Source organism: Arthrobacter sp. 10T413_2, from assembly GCF_056394205.1.
Map to the genome: position 1 here is coordinate 1 of NZ_JBFTHK010000042.1, position 15,952 is coordinate 15,952.

A 15,952-nucleotide genomic window follows, 5' to 3' on the forward strand; every position below is an offset into this window, starting at 1 on the left:
GTCCTAAGGTGGAGGCGCAGGCAGCTTGGACCGTCTGGGGCCTTGAAGCTTCCCTCGCTGTTACCGACGCCGGAATGCTCCCCGCGGCCCAGGAGATCGTCCAGAGCGTCCTTGCCGACGTCGAGCTCGCATGCAGCCGCTTCCGGGACGACTCGGAACTCACCAGGCTCCAACCGCAGCTGGCCGCCGGGGCGATCGTCAGCCCGACACTCCTCGACCTCGTTGAGCGGGCCCTGGCCGCCGCCCGGTGGACGGACGGGGCCGTCGATCCGACCCTCGGCGCGGATCTGGCCGCTCTCGGGTATGACCGGGACATCGTCAGCGTGCAGGTGCTACCGGACGATCCCCGTCCGCAAGGTTCGCACCCGGTCCCGCCGGCCGGTTCGGTCCGGGCACGGCGCGTTMCAGGATGGTCACGGATCAGGATTGACGGGCGGACGCTGACCGTTCCCGGGGACATCCGGCTGGATCTGGGCGCCACCGCCAAGGCAGCCGCGGCAGACCGCGCTGCAGCCGAGGTGCATTCGCACCTGGGATGCGGGGTGCTCGTCTCTTTGGGCGGCGACCTGACGACCGCCGGCCCGGGGCCGGGAAGTCCCGGCGCTGCGGACCCCGGCGCTGCGCCCCCAGACGCGGGCCCTGGAGCCGGCCCCGGAGCGACAGGGCCGTGGCAGGTTCTGGTCCAGGACCTTCCCACGGACCCGAGCCAGCACATCGCCCTGGACCCCGGATTCGCCATGGCCACGTCCAGCACGCAAAAACGCCGGTGGAAGCACGCGGGAGCGGACGTCCATCACATTCTGGATCCCCGTTTCGGGCTGCCCGCAGAGGCCGTGTGGAAGACGGTGACGGTGGCGGCTCCGACGTGCCTGGAAGCCAATGCCTTCAGCACCGCCGGCATTGTTCGCGGCTTCGCCGCCGTCGAATGGTTCCGTTCCGCGGATGTCACGGCGCGGCTGGTGGATCAACGCGGACGCATTGTCACCACCGGAGGCTGGCCGGCGGAGAACAACAGCATGGAAGTTCGTGCGTCCCGTGGATGAGGCAATGTGGGCGTTCGGCCGGGTGAGCGGCTTCATGTCCCTTGCTCTGTTCACGGTGTCGGTCCTGTTGGGCATCCTCACCCGCTCCGGCCGGCCMTTGCTGGTGCTTCCGAGGTTTTCCGTCAGCATCCTGCACCGGAACATCGCCTTGTTGGCCACAGTGTTCCTGGGGCTGCACGTTGGGTCCCTGTTGTTGGACTCCTTCGCGAAGCTGCGGCCCGTCGACGTCGTCGTGCCGTTCCTTGGCTCGTTCCGGCCGTTCTGGCAGGGCCTGGGGACCGTGGCACTGGACCTCGTMGCGGCCGTCATCGTGACGGCCCTGCTGCGGCAGCGGATCGGACACCGGACGTTTAAGGCCGTGCACTGGCTCACCTACGCGGTCTGGCCGGTGGCGATGGCCCACGCACTCGGCAACGGCACGGACGCCGCCGGCCAGTGGTTTCTGCTGCTGGCGGCAGCGTCCGGCGCGGCGATCGCTGGTGCCCTGCTGTGGCGGCTCTCTTCAACGTTCCTMGAAACCGCCAGAGCCCGTGGAGGTAACCTCCAATGAGCTCGATACCCGGCGTGCTCCCTCAACCGCCGCTKCCCGATGCGCAGCCGCTGGCGCGTCTTTTGGCCGCCGGCGCGGAGGCCGGGTACGCCCGGCACGTGGACACCTTCGGGCCTCTTGATCCCGACGCCGTCGCACCCGGGCTGCTGAACCTGCTGGACGCGTCGGGGCTGACCGGACGCGGCGGCGCCGCCTTCGCGACCTGGCGCAAGGCGCTGGCAACATCACTATCCGGGCGGAAGCGCCTTGTTCCCGCGCGGCCCGTCGTGATCGCCAACGGCGCCGAAGGGGAGCCGCTGAGCTTCAAGGACCGTACGCTCCTGGCGCACGCCCCCCACCTGGTGATTGACGGTCTGCTGGCCGTGACGCGGGCGGTCTCGGGCACGCAGATGTACCTCTATGCGCCGGCCGCCAGCCTTCCCGGGGTGCAGGAGGCCCTCTCCGGACACCCCGGGGGCCGCCGGATCCAGCTCGTGGAGTCACCGGAAACGTTCATCTCCGGCGAGGCGAGCGCCGTCGTCAACAGCATCGCCACCGGCTCCGCGATCCCGCTCGACAAAGGCCGCCGGCTCAGCGACACCGGGCTCAAGGGGCGCCCCACCTTGGTCCTCAACGTCGAAACCCTGGCCCATGTGGCCCTCATCGCAMGGTTCGGCGCGGACTGGTTCCGCGAAGTCGGGACGCCCACGGACCCTGGCACGCGGCTGCTGTCCGTGTCCGGCCCAGGGCCCGGCCCGGACGTCGTCCTGGAGGTGCCCGGCGGCGCAAGGCTCACCGACGTCGTTCAATCCGCCGGCATGGACCCGGCCTCCCTGTCGGCCGTTCTCGTCGGCGGCTACCACGGCCGCTGGGTGCGGCCGGCGGCCTACGTCCTCTCGCCCGGCGGTCCCGCCGGCCACGTGGTCCGGCCCGGAGCGGGCGTCATCCACGCCTTGGGGGCGCAGCAGTGCGGGCTTGGAGCCACTGCGGGGATCGTGGCGTACCTGGCCGGGCAGTCCGCCCGGCAATGTGGCCCCTGCATGTTCGGGCTKCCCGCCATGGCKGGAATCTTCAACCGGATCGCAGCGGGAGAACAGGACCCGCGGCTGCCGGAGGAACTGGGCCGGCTCGGCACGCTTGTCTCAGGACGCGGGGCCTGCCATCACCCGGACGGAACAKCGCAGCTGATCAGCAGTGCGCTGGAGGTCTTCGCAGACGACGTGCGGTCCCATCTCACCGGGCGCTGCTCCGGATCCGGAAGCTGGACGCCATGACCGCCACCCTTCACATCGACTGGACCAGGTGCGACGGCCGCGGCCTGTGCACGGAGCTGCTCGCCGGGGTGCTCATGCGGGACGACTGGGGGTACCCGGTGGCCCGTGGAAGGCAGGGTCCTGAGCGCACCKACGTGCCAATCAGGCCCGGCGACGCGGACGCCGCGCGCGACGCCGTCTCGCTCTGCCCGAAACTCGCCCTCAGCCTCCGGGACTCTGCTTCCGGAGGCCCGCAGCGCCGGCGCTAGTCCCCGGCGGGGCCGGTCCGTGTCGGCCCGGCGTACTAGGATGGCACTGTGGCCGGCCTGATCAAACGTGAAGATATCGACGAAGTACGCCAGCGCACCGACATCAAAGAAGTTATCGATGGCTACGTGACGCTCAAGGGCGCCGGGCTGGGGTCCTACAAAGGCCTGTGCCCCTTCCACGACGAGCGCTCACCCTCCTTTACCGTGCGTCCCCAGGTGGGCCGGTACCACTGCTTCGGCTGCGGCGAGGACGGCGACGTCATCTCCTTCGTCCAGAAACTGGACCACATCTCCTTCCACGAGGCCGTGGAAAAGCTGGCCCATCGGATCGGCTTCGAGCTCCACTACGAGGACGGCGGCTCCKGACCCAACCGGGAGGACATCGGCCGGCGCCAGCGGCTGCTGGATGCCCACAAGGTGGMCGACGAGTTCTTCCGGGCCCAGCTGCTGACCCCGGGCGCCGCGGAGGGCCGAAATTTCCTCTACGACCGGGGCTTCGACCGTGCGGCGGCGGAACAGTTCGGGGTGGGGTATGCCCCGCAGGGCTGGGACGCGCTGCTCAAGCACCTGCGCGGCCGCGGCTACACCGACGCCGAACTCAAGCTGACCGGTATGTTTTCCGAGGGCAACCGGGGCATCTACGACCGCTTCCGCGGCCGGCTGATCTGGCCCATCCGGGACATCKCCGGTGACACCATCGGCTTCGGCGCCCGCAAGCTCTACGAGGACGACCAAGGCCCGAAGTACCTGAACACCCCCGAAACCGCGCTCTACAAGAAGTCCCAGGTCCTMTACGGGATMGACCTCGCCAAGCGCAACATCGCCAAGGACCGCCAGCTCGTGGTGGTGGAGGGCTACACCGACGTCATGGCCTGCCATCTGGCCGGCATCCCGACGGCGGTGGCCACGTGCGGCACCGCCTTCGGAACKGACCACATCAAGATCGCCCGCCGGCTGCTGTCCGACGACGGCAGCGGGGGAGAGGTCATCTTCACCTTCGACGGCGACGCCGCCGGGCAGAAGGCGGCGCTGCGCGCCTTCGAAGAGGACCAGCGTTTCGTCGCGCAGACGTTCGTGGCTGTGGAGCCCAGCGGCGCGGACCCGTGCGAGCTCCGTCAGTCCAAKGGCGACTCCGCGGTCCGGGACCTGATCGGAAGCCGCCGCCCCCTGTTCGAGTTCGCCATCCGCGCCACCCTCAAACGGCACAATCTGGACACCGTCGAGGGCCGGATCGCGGCCCTGCGTGAATCAGCGCCCGTGGTGGCGCAGATCCGCGACGCCGGCATCCGGCCGGCTTATGCCCGTGAACTGGCTGGCTGGCTGGGGATGCCCGTCGAGGAGGTCAGCAGGGCCGTCGGTGTGGCGACCAAGCGCGCCGCACAAGGTGCCCCAGCCACTCCGGGCGGCGGCCCGGGCCGCAGCCAGGGCGGCGCTCAGGCCGGCGGACCCAGCACCGGGCATGGTCCGGGGCAGGCGGGAGGCCCGGGCTATGCCGGGTCAGGCCGCGGCTACGCKGGGCCGGGTCCCGGCGTGGCGCCCTTGCCGGCGTCGGCCGTTCTTCCGTCCTTCAACCGGCCCGATCCGCGGGACCCGGTCGCGGCGATGGAGCGTCAGGCCCTCGAGGTCGCGCTCCAGGAACCCGGCATGCTGGAGGGCGAGACGTGGCAGCGTTTCTCCGAGGCACGGTTCTCCACGCCCGCCTATCTCGCCATCCACGAGGCCATCCGCGCCACCGGACTCGGGTCCGCGGGGGATCCGGTGCGCTGGGTGGAGCAGCTGCTGCAGGAGGTTCCCGAGCCGCTGCGGCCGCTCGTGTCCGAACTTGCGGTGGTGCCGTTGCCGGCTAACACGCCCGAGGGCGTCCTGCGCTACTGCAGGGACATCCTGGCCCGCCTCTTTGAGCTCCAGATCACCCGCGTGAAGGCGGAGAAGATGKGGCAGTTGCAGCGCCTGGATGCCTCGGCCGATCCCGAGGAATTCCAGCGGCTGAATCGCGAGCTCATGCAGCTGGAGATGCAGCGGAGATCGTTGCGCTCGGACGCCTGAGGCGCCGATTTCGTTTCCCGGGCTGGTGTTTGCTAGGCTTATACCCGCTTCATTCCTCCTTAGCTCAATTGGCAGAGCATTCGACTGTTAATCGAAGGGTTGCTGGTTCAAGTCCAGCAGGAGGAGCGCGCAGTCCCCGTTCCGGGTTTCCGGGACGGGGACTTTTTTATACCCGGAGGGGGTATTTCGCGGGTTACTTTCATGGGTTCTCCGGTCGATTTCCCTACCGGCAAAACCTTTGCTAATGTCATACCTGCTTCATTCCTCCTTAGCTCAATTGGCAGAGCATTCGACTGTTAATCGAAGGGTTGYTGGTTCAAGTCCAGCAGGAGGAGCGGACAGGTCCCGMGGCCGGTGAAAACCAGCCGCGGGACCTTTTTTATTGGGTTCTTTTCGGGTCCGGTCTCTGGTCCGTTCGGGGACCCGGGTGGCCCGGGGCATACGGTGGCCAGCGGCTTGGGTGGCCCGGGTGACCCGGGGCATACGGTGGCCAGCGGCTTGGGTGGCCCGGGTKACCCGGGGCATACGGTGGCCAGCGGCTTGGGTGGCCGTACTGTTCAGGAGCCGAGCGTTCAGCTGTTCAGAGTGTTCAGTGACGCCGGGCGTGAAGTCTCCCGGGCCTCAGCMAACAGGACTCTCGGACTCTCAGACCTCAGACAAAGTACATTTCCACCTGGAGGAAGCGCTGGGCCTCGGCGACGGCAGCCTCGAACGCTTCTTGCTCGGTGGGGGACTTCCTCGGCTCACGCGGATGCCATTCATGCGGCGCAGAGTGCACCTGGGTGAACCCGCCTCCCGGCGGGGCATAGAAAATACCGAACCGTTGCACGGGCCATTCCGGGGACGTCTCCGGCGCCACCAGGAGGGCGGAGTCGTAGGTCGGGTTGTACCACTGGGCAATCGGGCGGMGCCGGTCTTCGGTGAACAGGCCTGCCGCGTACATGGCCKCCGATTGCGGGCTGGTCTGACTGCACAGGCGATCCMACCACAGGGGCAGGATTCCGGTGTMGCACCGCTGCCACGTGGCGGGGAGGGGCTGAGGTTCCTGCCAATCGGGCATGAAACAACTTTATCTCCCGCCACGGGCGCCGAACAGAGTGCCACTGTGCCCAGTCTTGGGCGCGAAGAATGAGCATGCCCCGTGGGTGCAGCTGCAGCACGAGCGAGCCGTGGGACATGCCCAGTGCTGGCTCTAGTGTGTGGACATAGTGCCCCTATGCCCACTCCCGGGCGCGAAGAATGACCATGTCCCGCGGGTGGGGCTTAAAGGATGGGCATGTCCAGCACGGTGAGYGCGAAAAATGAACATGTCCTGCAGGGTGGGCACGAAGGATGAGCATGCCCCCGGGCGGGCACGAAAAATTGGCATGTCCCTCGGGTAGGTCTGTAGCGCGGGGTGGCCTGGGGACATGCTCAGTGCTGGCCCTGGCGCGCGGACATAGTGCCCCTATGTCCACTCCCGGGTAGGAAGAATGGACATGTCCCAAGGAGTGGGCGTGAAGGATGGGCATGACCCGCGGGTGGGGCTTCAAGGAAGGACATGTCCCGCACGGTGGGCGCGAAAAATGGGCATGTCCCCCCTGGCGCAGGCGCGGGCCTACTGGATCGGCGGCACCGTGCTGGGCCGCACGATCAGCCACAGGGCTGCGGCGGCCATCAGGATGCAGGCGGCCTGGACGGCGCCCATGGGGGTTGCGGAGCTGACGCCGAGCCAGCCGACCACCGGGGAGATCAGGCCGGCCATCATGAATGTCGCCGCACCAAGCAAGGAGGCGGCTGTTCCGGCCTGGGCGCCATGTTTGGCCAGTGCCAGCACCTGCACGGTGGGGAAGGTGAAACCGGCACCGAGTATGTAGAACCAAAGGGGCACCAGGACGCCCCACAGGCCGAAGCCCAGCTGGTCGAAGATGACAATCAGCACGGCCATTAGGAACATCCAGGCCGTGGAGCAGGCCAGGATCCATTGCGGCGGCACCCGCCTGACGATCCTCGCGCTGGTCTGGACGCCGGCCACGATGCCGAGGGAGTTGATGCCGAAGAGTAGCCCGTACTGCTGGGGCGTGAAGCCGTAGACATTCTGGAACAGGAACGGCGACGCGGACAGATAGGTGAAGAGGCCCGCGAAGTTCATGCCGCCCACCAGGAGCAGGCCCACGAAGATCCGGTCGGAGAACAGCACTTTGTAGCGCTGGCGCGCGGTCAGCCCGGTCTTTCCGCGCAGCTCCGGCGGCAGAGTTTCGCGGATCACGAACAAAGCCGCGATGATCACGCACGTTCCATAGGCCGCCAGGAACAAGAAGATGCCGGGCCACGGMATTAGCAACAGCAGCTGTGAGCCGATGACCGGGGCGAGGATCGGGGCCAGGCCGTTGACGAGGGCCATGCGCGAAAACATCCGAACCATCGCGTAGCCGCTGAACAGGTCGCGGACCATGGCCATGGCCACAACGCCGCCGCCTGCGGCCCCGACGCCCATGAGCACACGGAAGAGACCCAGCGTGGCGATATCCGTCGACTGGGCGGCGCCCAGGGAAGCTGTGATGTGCACCGCCGTCGCCAGAATCAGCGGCATGCGCCTGCCGAACTTATCGCTCAGCGGCCCCACCACCAGCTGTCCCAGCGCGAACCCTATGGTGGTGCCGGTCAGCGTCAGCTGCACGGCCGCCGCGGAAACACCAAKGTTCTCCTCCAAAGCCGGAAACGCGGGCAGATAGAGGTCCACCGTGAACGGCCCAAGGGCAGTCAAAGCGCCCAGCGTCAGGATGTAGAGAAATTTACGACGGCGGCTCAGGGAATCACCGGGATTGGGGGGTGTGCTCACAGAGGTCCATCCTAGGGCCCGCCAAGACGGCCGGCGGGTGGTTGCGCGGGCGCGCCACACCTTGCCCGAAAAGGCCCCCCAAGAGCCGAAATGATAGTTTTGACCCCGGGGTCTGTGCGAAGCTGTCCAGACCCGGCAAGCCCGCGGGAGCGGAACGACGGATGGCACCAGTTAGGCAGGACCGATGAGCGGACGTCACAGCGGCGGGACGGGCGGCGGGCTGCGCATTTCCGCGCTGCCGAACACCCTGAAGATGATCTTCAAACTCGCGCCCCGGCAGCTCAATGACGAGATTGCTCTGGCCAAGGCCGAAATCAAGCGCAAGGGGATCCAGCTCGGCGTTGCCGGCGCCTTCTTGGCCGTCGCCCTGATCTTTGTCGCGCTCCTGGTGATCGGACTGGTCGTTGCCGCCATCATGGGCCTGGCCACCATCATGCCGGCCTGGCTTGCCGCACTGCTGGTCTGCGCTTTCTTCCTGATCATTGCCGCGATCGGGGCGCTCATCGGCGTCAACAAGTTCAAGGCCGCCATGCCGCTCGTCCCCGAGGACACACTCCGGGGACTCAAGTACGATCTYGGCATCGCCAAGGAAGGCTCAGCCTTCGACGCGGCCGTCCTTGACCCGAACTCGGAACAGTACAAGGCTGCAAAGGCCGCCAAGGAAGCCGCTGCCGCCAAGGCGAAGGCCGAGAAGGAAGCCAAGGCTGCCGCCAAGCCGGACTTCGGMCCTGCCCCCACCGAGGCCGAACTCCGACGCCGGCTGGATCAGCGCCGCACGCATCTCACCGGCGTGCGGGACGAACTCGGCCGGGAACTCGACGTCAAGACCCAGGCCCAGGGGCTGCTGGCCGCCACCCAGGCGCGGCTGCAGGAAAGCAAAGAGCAGCTCGAGGACAAAATCGCGGGCTTTCGCGCGGCCCGTGCCTCAGCCCGTTCCTCGGCGGGAGCGCCGGCCACACCCGGCGACGGGCAGAGCCTGGCCGGCCAGATCAAACAGCGCTGGAAGCCCCTCGCGGTGCTGGCAGCGTCGGGGGCCGCACTAGCTGTCCTCGTGCGCAAGCTGCTCAAGGGCTAGGCAGTTCCCTGAACCCACACGCCAAACCGTTGCCGTCCACGGAAAGGGGGAATCGATGAAATTMATCGGCGCTGGTGCCCGCCCCGGGCAGCCCCTCGTCCACGGCGACGCGGTCTTCACGGTTCCCAATATCCTGACCGTGGTGCGCTTCTTGGGTGTTCCCCTCTTCATTTGGCTCGTCCTCGCGGAGCAGGAGTACGGCTACGCTGCCCTCGTKCTCGCTGTTATGGCCAGCACCGACTGGGTGGACGGCTACATTGCCCGCCGCTTCAATCAGATGTCCAACCTTGGCCGGGTCATGGACCCCATTGCCGACAGGCTGTCGCTGATCGCCGTCGCCGTGACTCTCGTGATCGCCGGCGTCGTCCAGTGGTGGTATCTTGCCGCGTTGCTGGTCCCGGATGCGATCCTGCTGGCCCTGTCACTGTTCTACTTCCATGGCCACCCGGACCTGCCCGTGAGCCGCATCGGGAAGATCCGCACGGGTCTGCTGCTGGTGGGCACGCCGCTGCTGGTGCTGTCCAAACTCCCGGTGCCGGCGGCCGAGGTTTACGCCACGGTCGCCTGGATCTTCCTTGGCCTCGGACTGGTGGGGCACTGGATCGCGGCCTACAACTACGTCTGGGCCATCATCGGCAAGGGCAGGGAACTGCGGACGCACGACGGCGGCTCCGACTGATGGTCTGGCTTGCGGTTTTGCTTGCGGTACTTGGCGCCTTCTGCCTGGCCTTCGGTGCCCAGCGCCAGGGGAGCGCGGTCAAGGCCGACACCGGCGGCCTGGCGCTGAGCACCCATGGGCTGCTGCGGCTTGTGCGGAATCCGCGCTGGGTCTTTGGGTTTCTGCTGCTCTGCGTCGGGATGGCGATGAACGCCGTCGCCCTCGTCATGGCACCCTTGACGGTGGTGCAGCCGATCGGCGCGATCGCCCTGGTCATCACCACCGTGGTCAATACCAAGGACCAGGGCCTGAGCATGAACCGGGCCACCATCGTTGCCATCTCGGCCTGCGTGACCGGCTCAGCAATGTTCGTGGTGCTGGCCGTCAACGTGACTCAGGAAAACCACAATGTCAGTAGCGAGGACGAGTTGACCATTGTCCTGCTCCTGGCCCTGGCGGTGGGGCTCTTCGGCACGCTCGCCCTCCTGTTCAAGCACCGCATGAGCGCGTTCGTCTACATCCTGGGCGCAGGGGTTCTCTTCGGCTTCGTGGCGGTCCTGACCCGCATCATCGGCAGGCATCTGCTGGACCCGAACGGACTGTTCCTGCTGAATGTGCCGTGGTACAGCCTTGTGGCGATCGTTGCTGCCGGCGTTCTGGGATCRTGGTTTGTRCAGAACGCCTATTCCGGCGGACCGCCGGACCTCGTGATCGCCGGGTTGACCGTGATCGACCCCATTGTGGGCATCGCGATCKGCATCGTCATTCTGGGAGAACTGCGTCCCGACGTCCAACCCGTTATGGCCATTGCCATGGGGACAGCGGCATCCCTTGCTATCGTGGGAGTAATAGCCCTTTCCAGGCACCACCCGGAAGTCACCAAGCGCAAGAAGGACGCGCGGAAGGCTGCGGGCAGGTCCTAGGGCGTCCGTCCAGACTTCGGCTACAGGCCCGGTGCGCCTGCACCGACCGCCAGCCGGCCACCTTTGATCCAGCTGCCCGCCAGCGACCACCAGGAGCTCTTCACGTGACCATGTCCGACAACCAGCCTCCGCTGACCATCCTGATTGCCGCTGACACGTACCCGCCCCACGTCAACGGGGCCGCCCAGTTCGGCTACCGTCTCGCTAAGGGGATGACAGCCCGCGGACACAATGTGCACGTACTGGCGTGCCGCCCGGGCAAGGGCCCGAGCTTCACCGAGTTCAGCGAAGAGGCCACCGTGCACCGCCTGCGCTCCCACTCCGTGCCGACGCACGAGTACTTCCGGATCACCTTCCCCTGGGAGATCAAGAAGGAAATCGCGCTCTTGTTCGACCGCATTCAACCGGACGTGGTGCACATCCAGAGCCATTACATGATCGGCGAGCACGTCCTGTACGAGGCCGTGAAGCGCGGCATCCGCGTGGTGGCGACGAACCACTTCATGCCGGAAAACCTGAACCCGTTCCTGCMGTTCCCGCAGTGGTTCAAGGACATCATCGGCCGGATCTCCTGGCGGGACATGGGCAAGGTCATGAGCCAGGCTGACGTCGTGACCACGCCCACACCGCTCGCTGCCAGGGCCATGCACCAGCACGCCTTCCTCCGCAAGGTCCTGCCCCTCTCCAACGGCATCGACGCCGCCGCCTATGAGCTGCGTCCCGACGAAACCCTCGAACGCCACGCCAGCCCCACCGTGCTTTTCGTCGGCCGGCTGGCCGAGGAAAAGCACGTGGACGTGCTGATCGACGCCGTCGCCAAGACGCCCAAAGACCTGGACATCCATCTGGAAATCGTCGGCGGCGGCGAAGTCCGCCCGGCCCTCGAAGCCCAGGTCGCCCGACTCGGGCTGACAGACCGGGTCAAGTTCCTCGGCCTGGCCAGCGACGCCGAACTCCGCGAGGCGTAYATCGCGGCCGATGTGTTCTGCATGCCCGGCACGGCGGAACTTCAGTCCCTCGTGACCCTGGAAGCGATGTCGGCGTCTACCCCCGTCCTGCTGGCCGACGCCATGGCGCTGCCGCACTTGGTGCGCGAAGGCGAGAACGGCTACCTCTTTACCCCCAACGACAGCGATGATCTCGCCGCCAAGCTGGCGCGCGTGCTCTCGCTGCCCGAKGACCAGCTTGAGGCCATGGGGAAGATCAGCCGCGAAATGGTAGAGAGCCACGGCATCGAGCGGACGCTGCAAACGTTCGAAGACATCTACCGGGGCGCCAGCTACGACGACCTGGTCGTCTAGGAGACTGCATCCGGCTCTGGCGGTGCCCCGTCTGACCGTCTCCTCCGTCCAGTTGTGTCCTCCGGCCTCGTCCCGCTCTAGCTGCGTCCCGTCCGGGCGMAGGCGGGTCCAGCCGGCGGAGACATCGGGTCCGTGGCCGGCAGCAACGCCGGGCATCGGCCGCCGGCCGCGGTGGCGGCCTGCACGTGGGTTGCGTCTACTATTGCTAGAGTGTTTTTGCCCGGAAGCAGTCCGGCCCCCACGGGTCTGGCCTGGCTCCGGGCGCAAGGGGCTATAGCTCAGCTGGTTAGAGCGCGGGACTCATAATCCTAAGGTCCTCGGTTCAAGTCCGAGTAGCCCTACATTTGTGCGGATACCTCCTCTCCGGGTCCGTACCCAAGGGAGCCGTGGCTGACGTCCGACGTCGGCCACGGCTCCCTTTGCGTGTCGCCGTCGCTTGCAGCGGTCCCCGAACTGCGGTAAGTTACTGGTGAGTAACATAGCGCAGGCGCGAAGCCCGTGTCCTTTTGGTCGCTGCTGATCACGAGTGAAGGAACATCATGTCCAAAGCTGCAATCGACATCCACAACCTGCCCTACGCCGACGGTGACTTCTTCGCGTTCGAGCAGCTTCTCAGCGCCAAGGAGCGGGACAGGCTGGCCGAAGTGCGCGAGTTCCTCGCCCGCGAGGTCAAGCCGATCGCCGTCGATTGCTGGAACCGCGCCGAGTTCCCCATGGACCTGATCCCGAAGCTCGCCGAAATCGACCTCGTCAGTCCGGTCAAACGGCAGGGCTACTCGAACCTCTTCGCGGGAATCCTGCATGCCGAGGCCACCCGCGCGGACACGTCGATCGCGACGTTCATGGGCGTCCATGACGGGCTGTTCACCGGCTCCATCGAAGCCCTTGCCTCGCAGGAACAGCAGGATGCGTGGCTTCCGGACATCTACTCCCTCAAGAAGATCGGTGCCTTCGGCCTGACCGAGCCGCTCGGCGGCTCCGACGTCGCCGGCGGTACTCGCACCACGGCGCGGCGCGACGGGGGGAACTGGATCCTCAATGGAGCCAAGCGCTGGATCGGCAACGCCACCTTCTCCGATTGGGTGGTCATCTACGCCCGGGACGTCGACGACAACCAGGTCAAGGGTTTCCTTGTTGACACCAAGACCKAGGGGTATCGCGCCACGAAGATCGAGAACAAGATCTCGCTGCGCACGGTTCAGAACGCCGACATCACCCTCGACAACGTKGTGGTGCCGGACTTCTTCAAACTCGCCAATGCCAACAGCTTCCGCGACACCAACAAAGTCCTCAAGGTCACCCGCCTCTCAGTGGCCTGGCAGGCGGTGGGGCAGCAGCTCGCGGCCTTCGACGTCGCCCGGCGCTACGCCGTAGAGCGCACCCAGTTCGGCCGCCCGATTGCCTCCTTCCAGCTGATCCAGAACCAGCTCGTGCAGATCCTTGGCAATGCCGTCAGCTCCATGGGAATGATGGTCCGGCTTTCCCAGCTGGAGGACGCCGGCGAGGCCAAAGACGAGCAGTCCGCACTGGCCAAGGCGTTCACCACCGCGCGCATGCGTGAAAGTGTGGCCCTGGGCCGGAGCATCCTCGGCGGCAACGKAATCGTGACCGACTTCGAGATGGCGAAAGTGTTTGCCGACGCCGAGGCGATTTACTCGTATGAAGGTACGCACGAAATCAATACCCTCGTGACCGGCCGCGCGATTACCGGAATTTCCGCGATCGTCTAAGGCGCCCCGGCTCGGCGCCGGCACKGGGCAAGCGGCACGGTGCAACCGGCATCGGGCACCCTGCACCGAACAACCGGCGCCCGCCCGCCGGTCCCTCACCCGGGGCCGGTCGCCAGGGGCGGGAGCAGGACTGACGGCCTCAGATCCATTACGAACTCCAGCGGGTTCACGTAGTCTTCGCCTCGGCGGACGCCCCAATGGAGGCAGGGCGGCGCAGGACCGCAGTGGCCGATCTGCACGCGGCCCAGGATGTCGCCCCTTGCCACTGCGGCCCCCGCCCTCAGGGCGCTGGCTACCGGTTCGAAACTGCTGCGCAGCCCGTTGCCGTGATCGATGGTGATGAGCGGCCGGTCCACCACGACTCCGACAAAGCTCACCGTCCCGGCCTCCGGTGAGAACAGCGGGGCACCGTCGTATGCCGCCTCAATATCGACACCGCGGTGACCGCTGAGCCACGGCTTTGCCGGGGGATCGAAACCGCGCAGAACCGCCGGCCGCGGACTKAGCGGCCAGTCCCAGGTGGGTGCCGGGACAGGCGGTGCCCCCGGGGAGCCCCGGACGCTGGATATCGAAACCTCGGGACCGGCRTCGACCGACCCGGCGGTGACGAAAGCCTCGGGTGCAGGGCGCTGGGGGACCGGAACTGTGGGCACGGCGGGCAGTGCCAGGAGCAGTGCCGTCAGGCCGACGGGGATCTTCATGCCTCCAGCTTGACGCGGCAGCTCGCCGGGCGGAATCGTCCTCGGCTGCTATGTGGAAAAGCCCCTGCGTCGCCCGGGCAGCGGTTGGCGGGCGCCGGGCGGGGGCTTAGGCCGCCGGTGCCCATCTATCCCGAGGCGGTGCCCATCGGCCCCCGGCCCGGCGCCCGGTCCAGGGAGCGACCGCACGTTCCGCGGTCCACGCCCCGACCCGGCGCCCACCTGTCCCCGTTCCGAGTCCCGAGCAGTCCCCGCTCCGACCCCCGGATCCCGGCCCCGCTGCCCGGCAAAAGCGGTCCTTCGGGGCGGGGCTGCTGTAGTACACTTGGTGGAGCAGTTTGCTGTGCCCCCACGCTTGGGATGATCACCGCGATAGTSACTGCGACAGTCACCGTGTTAGGCATAGTGATGGTCGTCGCGGCCGTCGTGATTGTTCAAGCCGGCACGCCTCATTCAGGGGTGCGGGRGAGCAGCAGCTGACTACGCGTATCCAGCCCTCCTCAAAAGAAGCCTCAAACTTCCGCTGCGGAGGACTGCGCCTCCTGCGGTCCGTTCCCTCCGGCACGGATGGGAAGCGCAGTGGATGCCAGGAGCAACGCYCGTCCCGGGTGATTGCTAAATAACCGTCAACTATGGGCAGGGTAAGAGAGCCATGGGCTCTCTCATGAATGACCTGCCGGAAGGAGCGTCGGCATGCCCGTCGTAACTATGCGCCAGCTGCTTGACAGCGGCGTCCACTTTGGACACCAGACCCGCCGTTGGAACCCGAAGATGAAGCGCTTCATCTTCACGGAGCGCAACGGTATCTACATCATCGACCTGCAGCAGTCGCTGTCCTACATCGACCGTGCCTACGAGTTCGTGAAGGCCACCGTTGCACACGGCGGCACCGTCCTCTTCGTCGGCACCAAGAAGCAGGCGCAGGAATCCATCGCCGAGCAGKCCACCCGCGTTGGCCAGCCGTACGTCAACCAGCGTTGGCTCGGCGGTATGCTCACCAACTTCCAGACCGTCTCCAAGCGCATCCAGCGCATGAAGGAACTGKAAGAGATCGACTTCGACGACGTCGCCGGTTCCGCATACACCAAGAAGGAACTGCTGCTCCTTCGCCGCGAACTCACCAAGCTGGAAACCAACCTCGGTGGTATCCGCAACCTGACCAAGGCGCCCTCCGCGCTGTKGATCGTTGACACCAAGAAGGAACACCTTGCTGTCGACGAAGCCAAGAAGCTGAACATCCCGGTTGTGGCCATCCTGGACACCAACTGCGATCCCGACGAAGTCGACTTCCCGATCCCGGGTAACGACGACGCCATCCGCTCCGTCAACCTGCTGACCCGCGTTGTCGCCGACGCCGTTGCTGAGGGCCTCATCGCCCGTAACCAGCGCGCCACCGGCACCACGGAAGCTCCGGAAGAGCCGCTGGCCGAGTGGGAGCGCGAACTCCTCGAGGGCAACAAGGCTGAAGCTGCTGCAGCGYCCGCCGCTGAAGAAGCACCGGCTGCTGAAGAAGCTCCGGCTGCAGAGGCTGCTCCGGCCGCCGAAGAAGCACCGGCTGCTGACGAAGCCAAGTAGGCAGACAAGTAAATCTGGATCTCCCCTCACG

General features: G+C 66.7%; 14 protein-coding genes and 3 tRNA genes. 14 read left to right on the forward strand and 3 right to left on the reverse strand.

Features of this window, described 5'->3' with window-relative positions; genetic code table 11:
• The 7 genes from AC1DBQ_RS09245 to AC1DBQ_RS09275 all read left to right on the forward strand — a co-directional run.
• On the forward strand, positions 1–1,043 hold a 1,043-nt coding region (locus tag AC1DBQ_RS09245), incomplete at its 5' end, for an FAD:protein FMN transferase (protein WP_476928217.1).
• Positions 1,027–1,593, forward strand: a complete 567-nt coding sequence (locus AC1DBQ_RS09250; protein ID WP_476928218.1) for a ferric reductase-like transmembrane domain-containing protein — start codon at positions 1,027–1,029, stop codon at positions 1,591–1,593. The genes AC1DBQ_RS09245 and AC1DBQ_RS09250, both read left to right, overlap by 17 nt.
• A complete protein-coding gene (locus AC1DBQ_RS09255) occupies positions 1,590–2,846 on the forward strand; it encodes an NADH-ubiquinone oxidoreductase-F iron-sulfur binding region domain-containing protein (protein WP_476928219.1) in 1,257 nt (418 codons plus the stop codon). The genes AC1DBQ_RS09250 and AC1DBQ_RS09255 overlap by 4 nt, the downstream gene beginning before the upstream one ends.
• The gene (locus AC1DBQ_RS09260; protein ID WP_476928220.1) at positions 2,843–3,094 is read left to right on the forward strand and encodes a ferredoxin; all 252 of its coding nucleotides are present in this window, start codon (positions 2,843–2,845) and stop codon (positions 3,092–3,094) included. Before AC1DBQ_RS09255 ends, AC1DBQ_RS09260 begins: the two co-directional genes overlap by 4 nt.
• A gap of 48 nt (positions 3,095–3,142) precedes the next feature.
• Positions 3,143–5,140, forward strand: coding sequence for a DNA primase (dnaG, locus tag AC1DBQ_RS09265; protein ID WP_476928221.1), 1,998 nt, complete (start codon positions 3,143–3,145; stop codon positions 5,138–5,140).
• 53 nt (positions 5,141–5,193) lie between these two features.
• A tRNA-Asn gene (locus tag AC1DBQ_RS09270) sits at positions 5,194–5,266 on the forward strand.
• Positions 5,267–5,402: 136 nt separating this feature from the next.
• Positions 5,403–5,475: transfer RNA gene (locus AC1DBQ_RS09275), tRNA-Asn, on the forward strand.
• A 317-nt stretch (positions 5,476–5,792) separates the two neighbouring features.
• On the opposite strand, the gene AC1DBQ_RS09280 is transcribed toward AC1DBQ_RS09275, so the two are convergent.
• On the reverse strand, positions 5,793–6,200 hold the full coding sequence (locus AC1DBQ_RS09280) for a hypothetical protein (protein ID WP_476928222.1): 408 nt from the start codon (positions 6,198–6,200) through the stop codon (positions 5,793–5,795).
• A gap of 537 nt (positions 6,201–6,737) precedes the next feature.
• Positions 6,738–7,961 (reverse strand): multidrug effflux MFS transporter, encoded by a 1,224-nt coding sequence (locus AC1DBQ_RS09285; protein WP_476928223.1) that lies wholly within the window; start codon positions 7,959–7,961, stop codon positions 6,738–6,740.
• Positions 7,962–8,145: 184 nt separating this feature from the next.
• Here AC1DBQ_RS09285 and AC1DBQ_RS09290 point away from each other — a divergent pair, with 184 nt between their 5' ends.
• The 6 genes from AC1DBQ_RS09290 to AC1DBQ_RS09315 all read left to right on the forward strand — a co-directional run bounded on the left by AC1DBQ_RS09290 (position 8,146) and on the right by AC1DBQ_RS09315 (position 13,648).
• On the forward strand, positions 8,146–9,036 hold the full coding sequence (locus tag AC1DBQ_RS09290) for a phage holin family protein (RefSeq protein ID WP_476928224.1): 891 nt from the start codon (positions 8,146–8,148) through the stop codon (positions 9,034–9,036).
• 55 nt (positions 9,037–9,091) lie between these two features.
• Positions 9,092–9,715, forward strand: a complete 624-nt coding sequence (locus AC1DBQ_RS09295; RefSeq protein WP_476928225.1) for a CDP-alcohol phosphatidyltransferase family protein — start codon at positions 9,092–9,094, stop codon at positions 9,713–9,715.
• Entirely contained in the window at positions 9,715–10,617 is a 903-nt protein-coding gene (locus AC1DBQ_RS09300) for a DMT family transporter (RefSeq protein ID WP_476928226.1), read from the forward strand. Before AC1DBQ_RS09295 ends, AC1DBQ_RS09300 begins: the two co-directional genes overlap by 1 nt.
• A gap of 110 nt (positions 10,618–10,727) precedes the next feature.
• Positions 10,728–11,918: a glycosyltransferase gene (locus tag AC1DBQ_RS09305; protein WP_476928244.1), complete on the forward strand. Its 1,191-nt coding sequence runs from the start codon at positions 10,728–10,730 to the stop codon at positions 11,916–11,918.
• Positions 11,919–12,185: 267 nt separating this feature from the next.
• A tRNA-Ile gene (locus tag AC1DBQ_RS09310) sits at positions 12,186–12,259 on the forward strand.
• Positions 12,260–12,457: 198 nt separating this feature from the next.
• The gene (locus AC1DBQ_RS09315; protein WP_476928227.1) at positions 12,458–13,648 is read left to right on the forward strand and encodes an acyl-CoA dehydrogenase family protein; all 1,191 of its coding nucleotides are present in this window, start codon (positions 12,458–12,460) and stop codon (positions 13,646–13,648) included.
• 95 nt (positions 13,649–13,743) lie between these two features.
• Here AC1DBQ_RS09315 and AC1DBQ_RS09320 read toward each other — a convergent pair whose 3' ends face one another.
• On the reverse strand, positions 13,744–14,349 hold the full coding sequence (locus AC1DBQ_RS09320) for a M23 family metallopeptidase (protein ID WP_476928228.1): 606 nt from the start codon (positions 14,347–14,349) through the stop codon (positions 13,744–13,746).
• Between the two features lie 690 nt (positions 14,350–15,039).
• Between AC1DBQ_RS09320 and rpsB the strand changes: the two genes are divergently transcribed.
• Positions 15,040–15,921 carry a 30S ribosomal protein S2 gene (gene rpsB / locus AC1DBQ_RS09325; RefSeq protein ID WP_476928229.1) on the forward strand — a complete coding sequence of 294 codons (882 nt, stop codon included), beginning with the start codon at positions 15,040–15,042 and terminating at the stop codon, positions 15,919–15,921.
• The last annotated feature ends 31 nt before the right edge of the window (positions 15,922–15,952 follow it).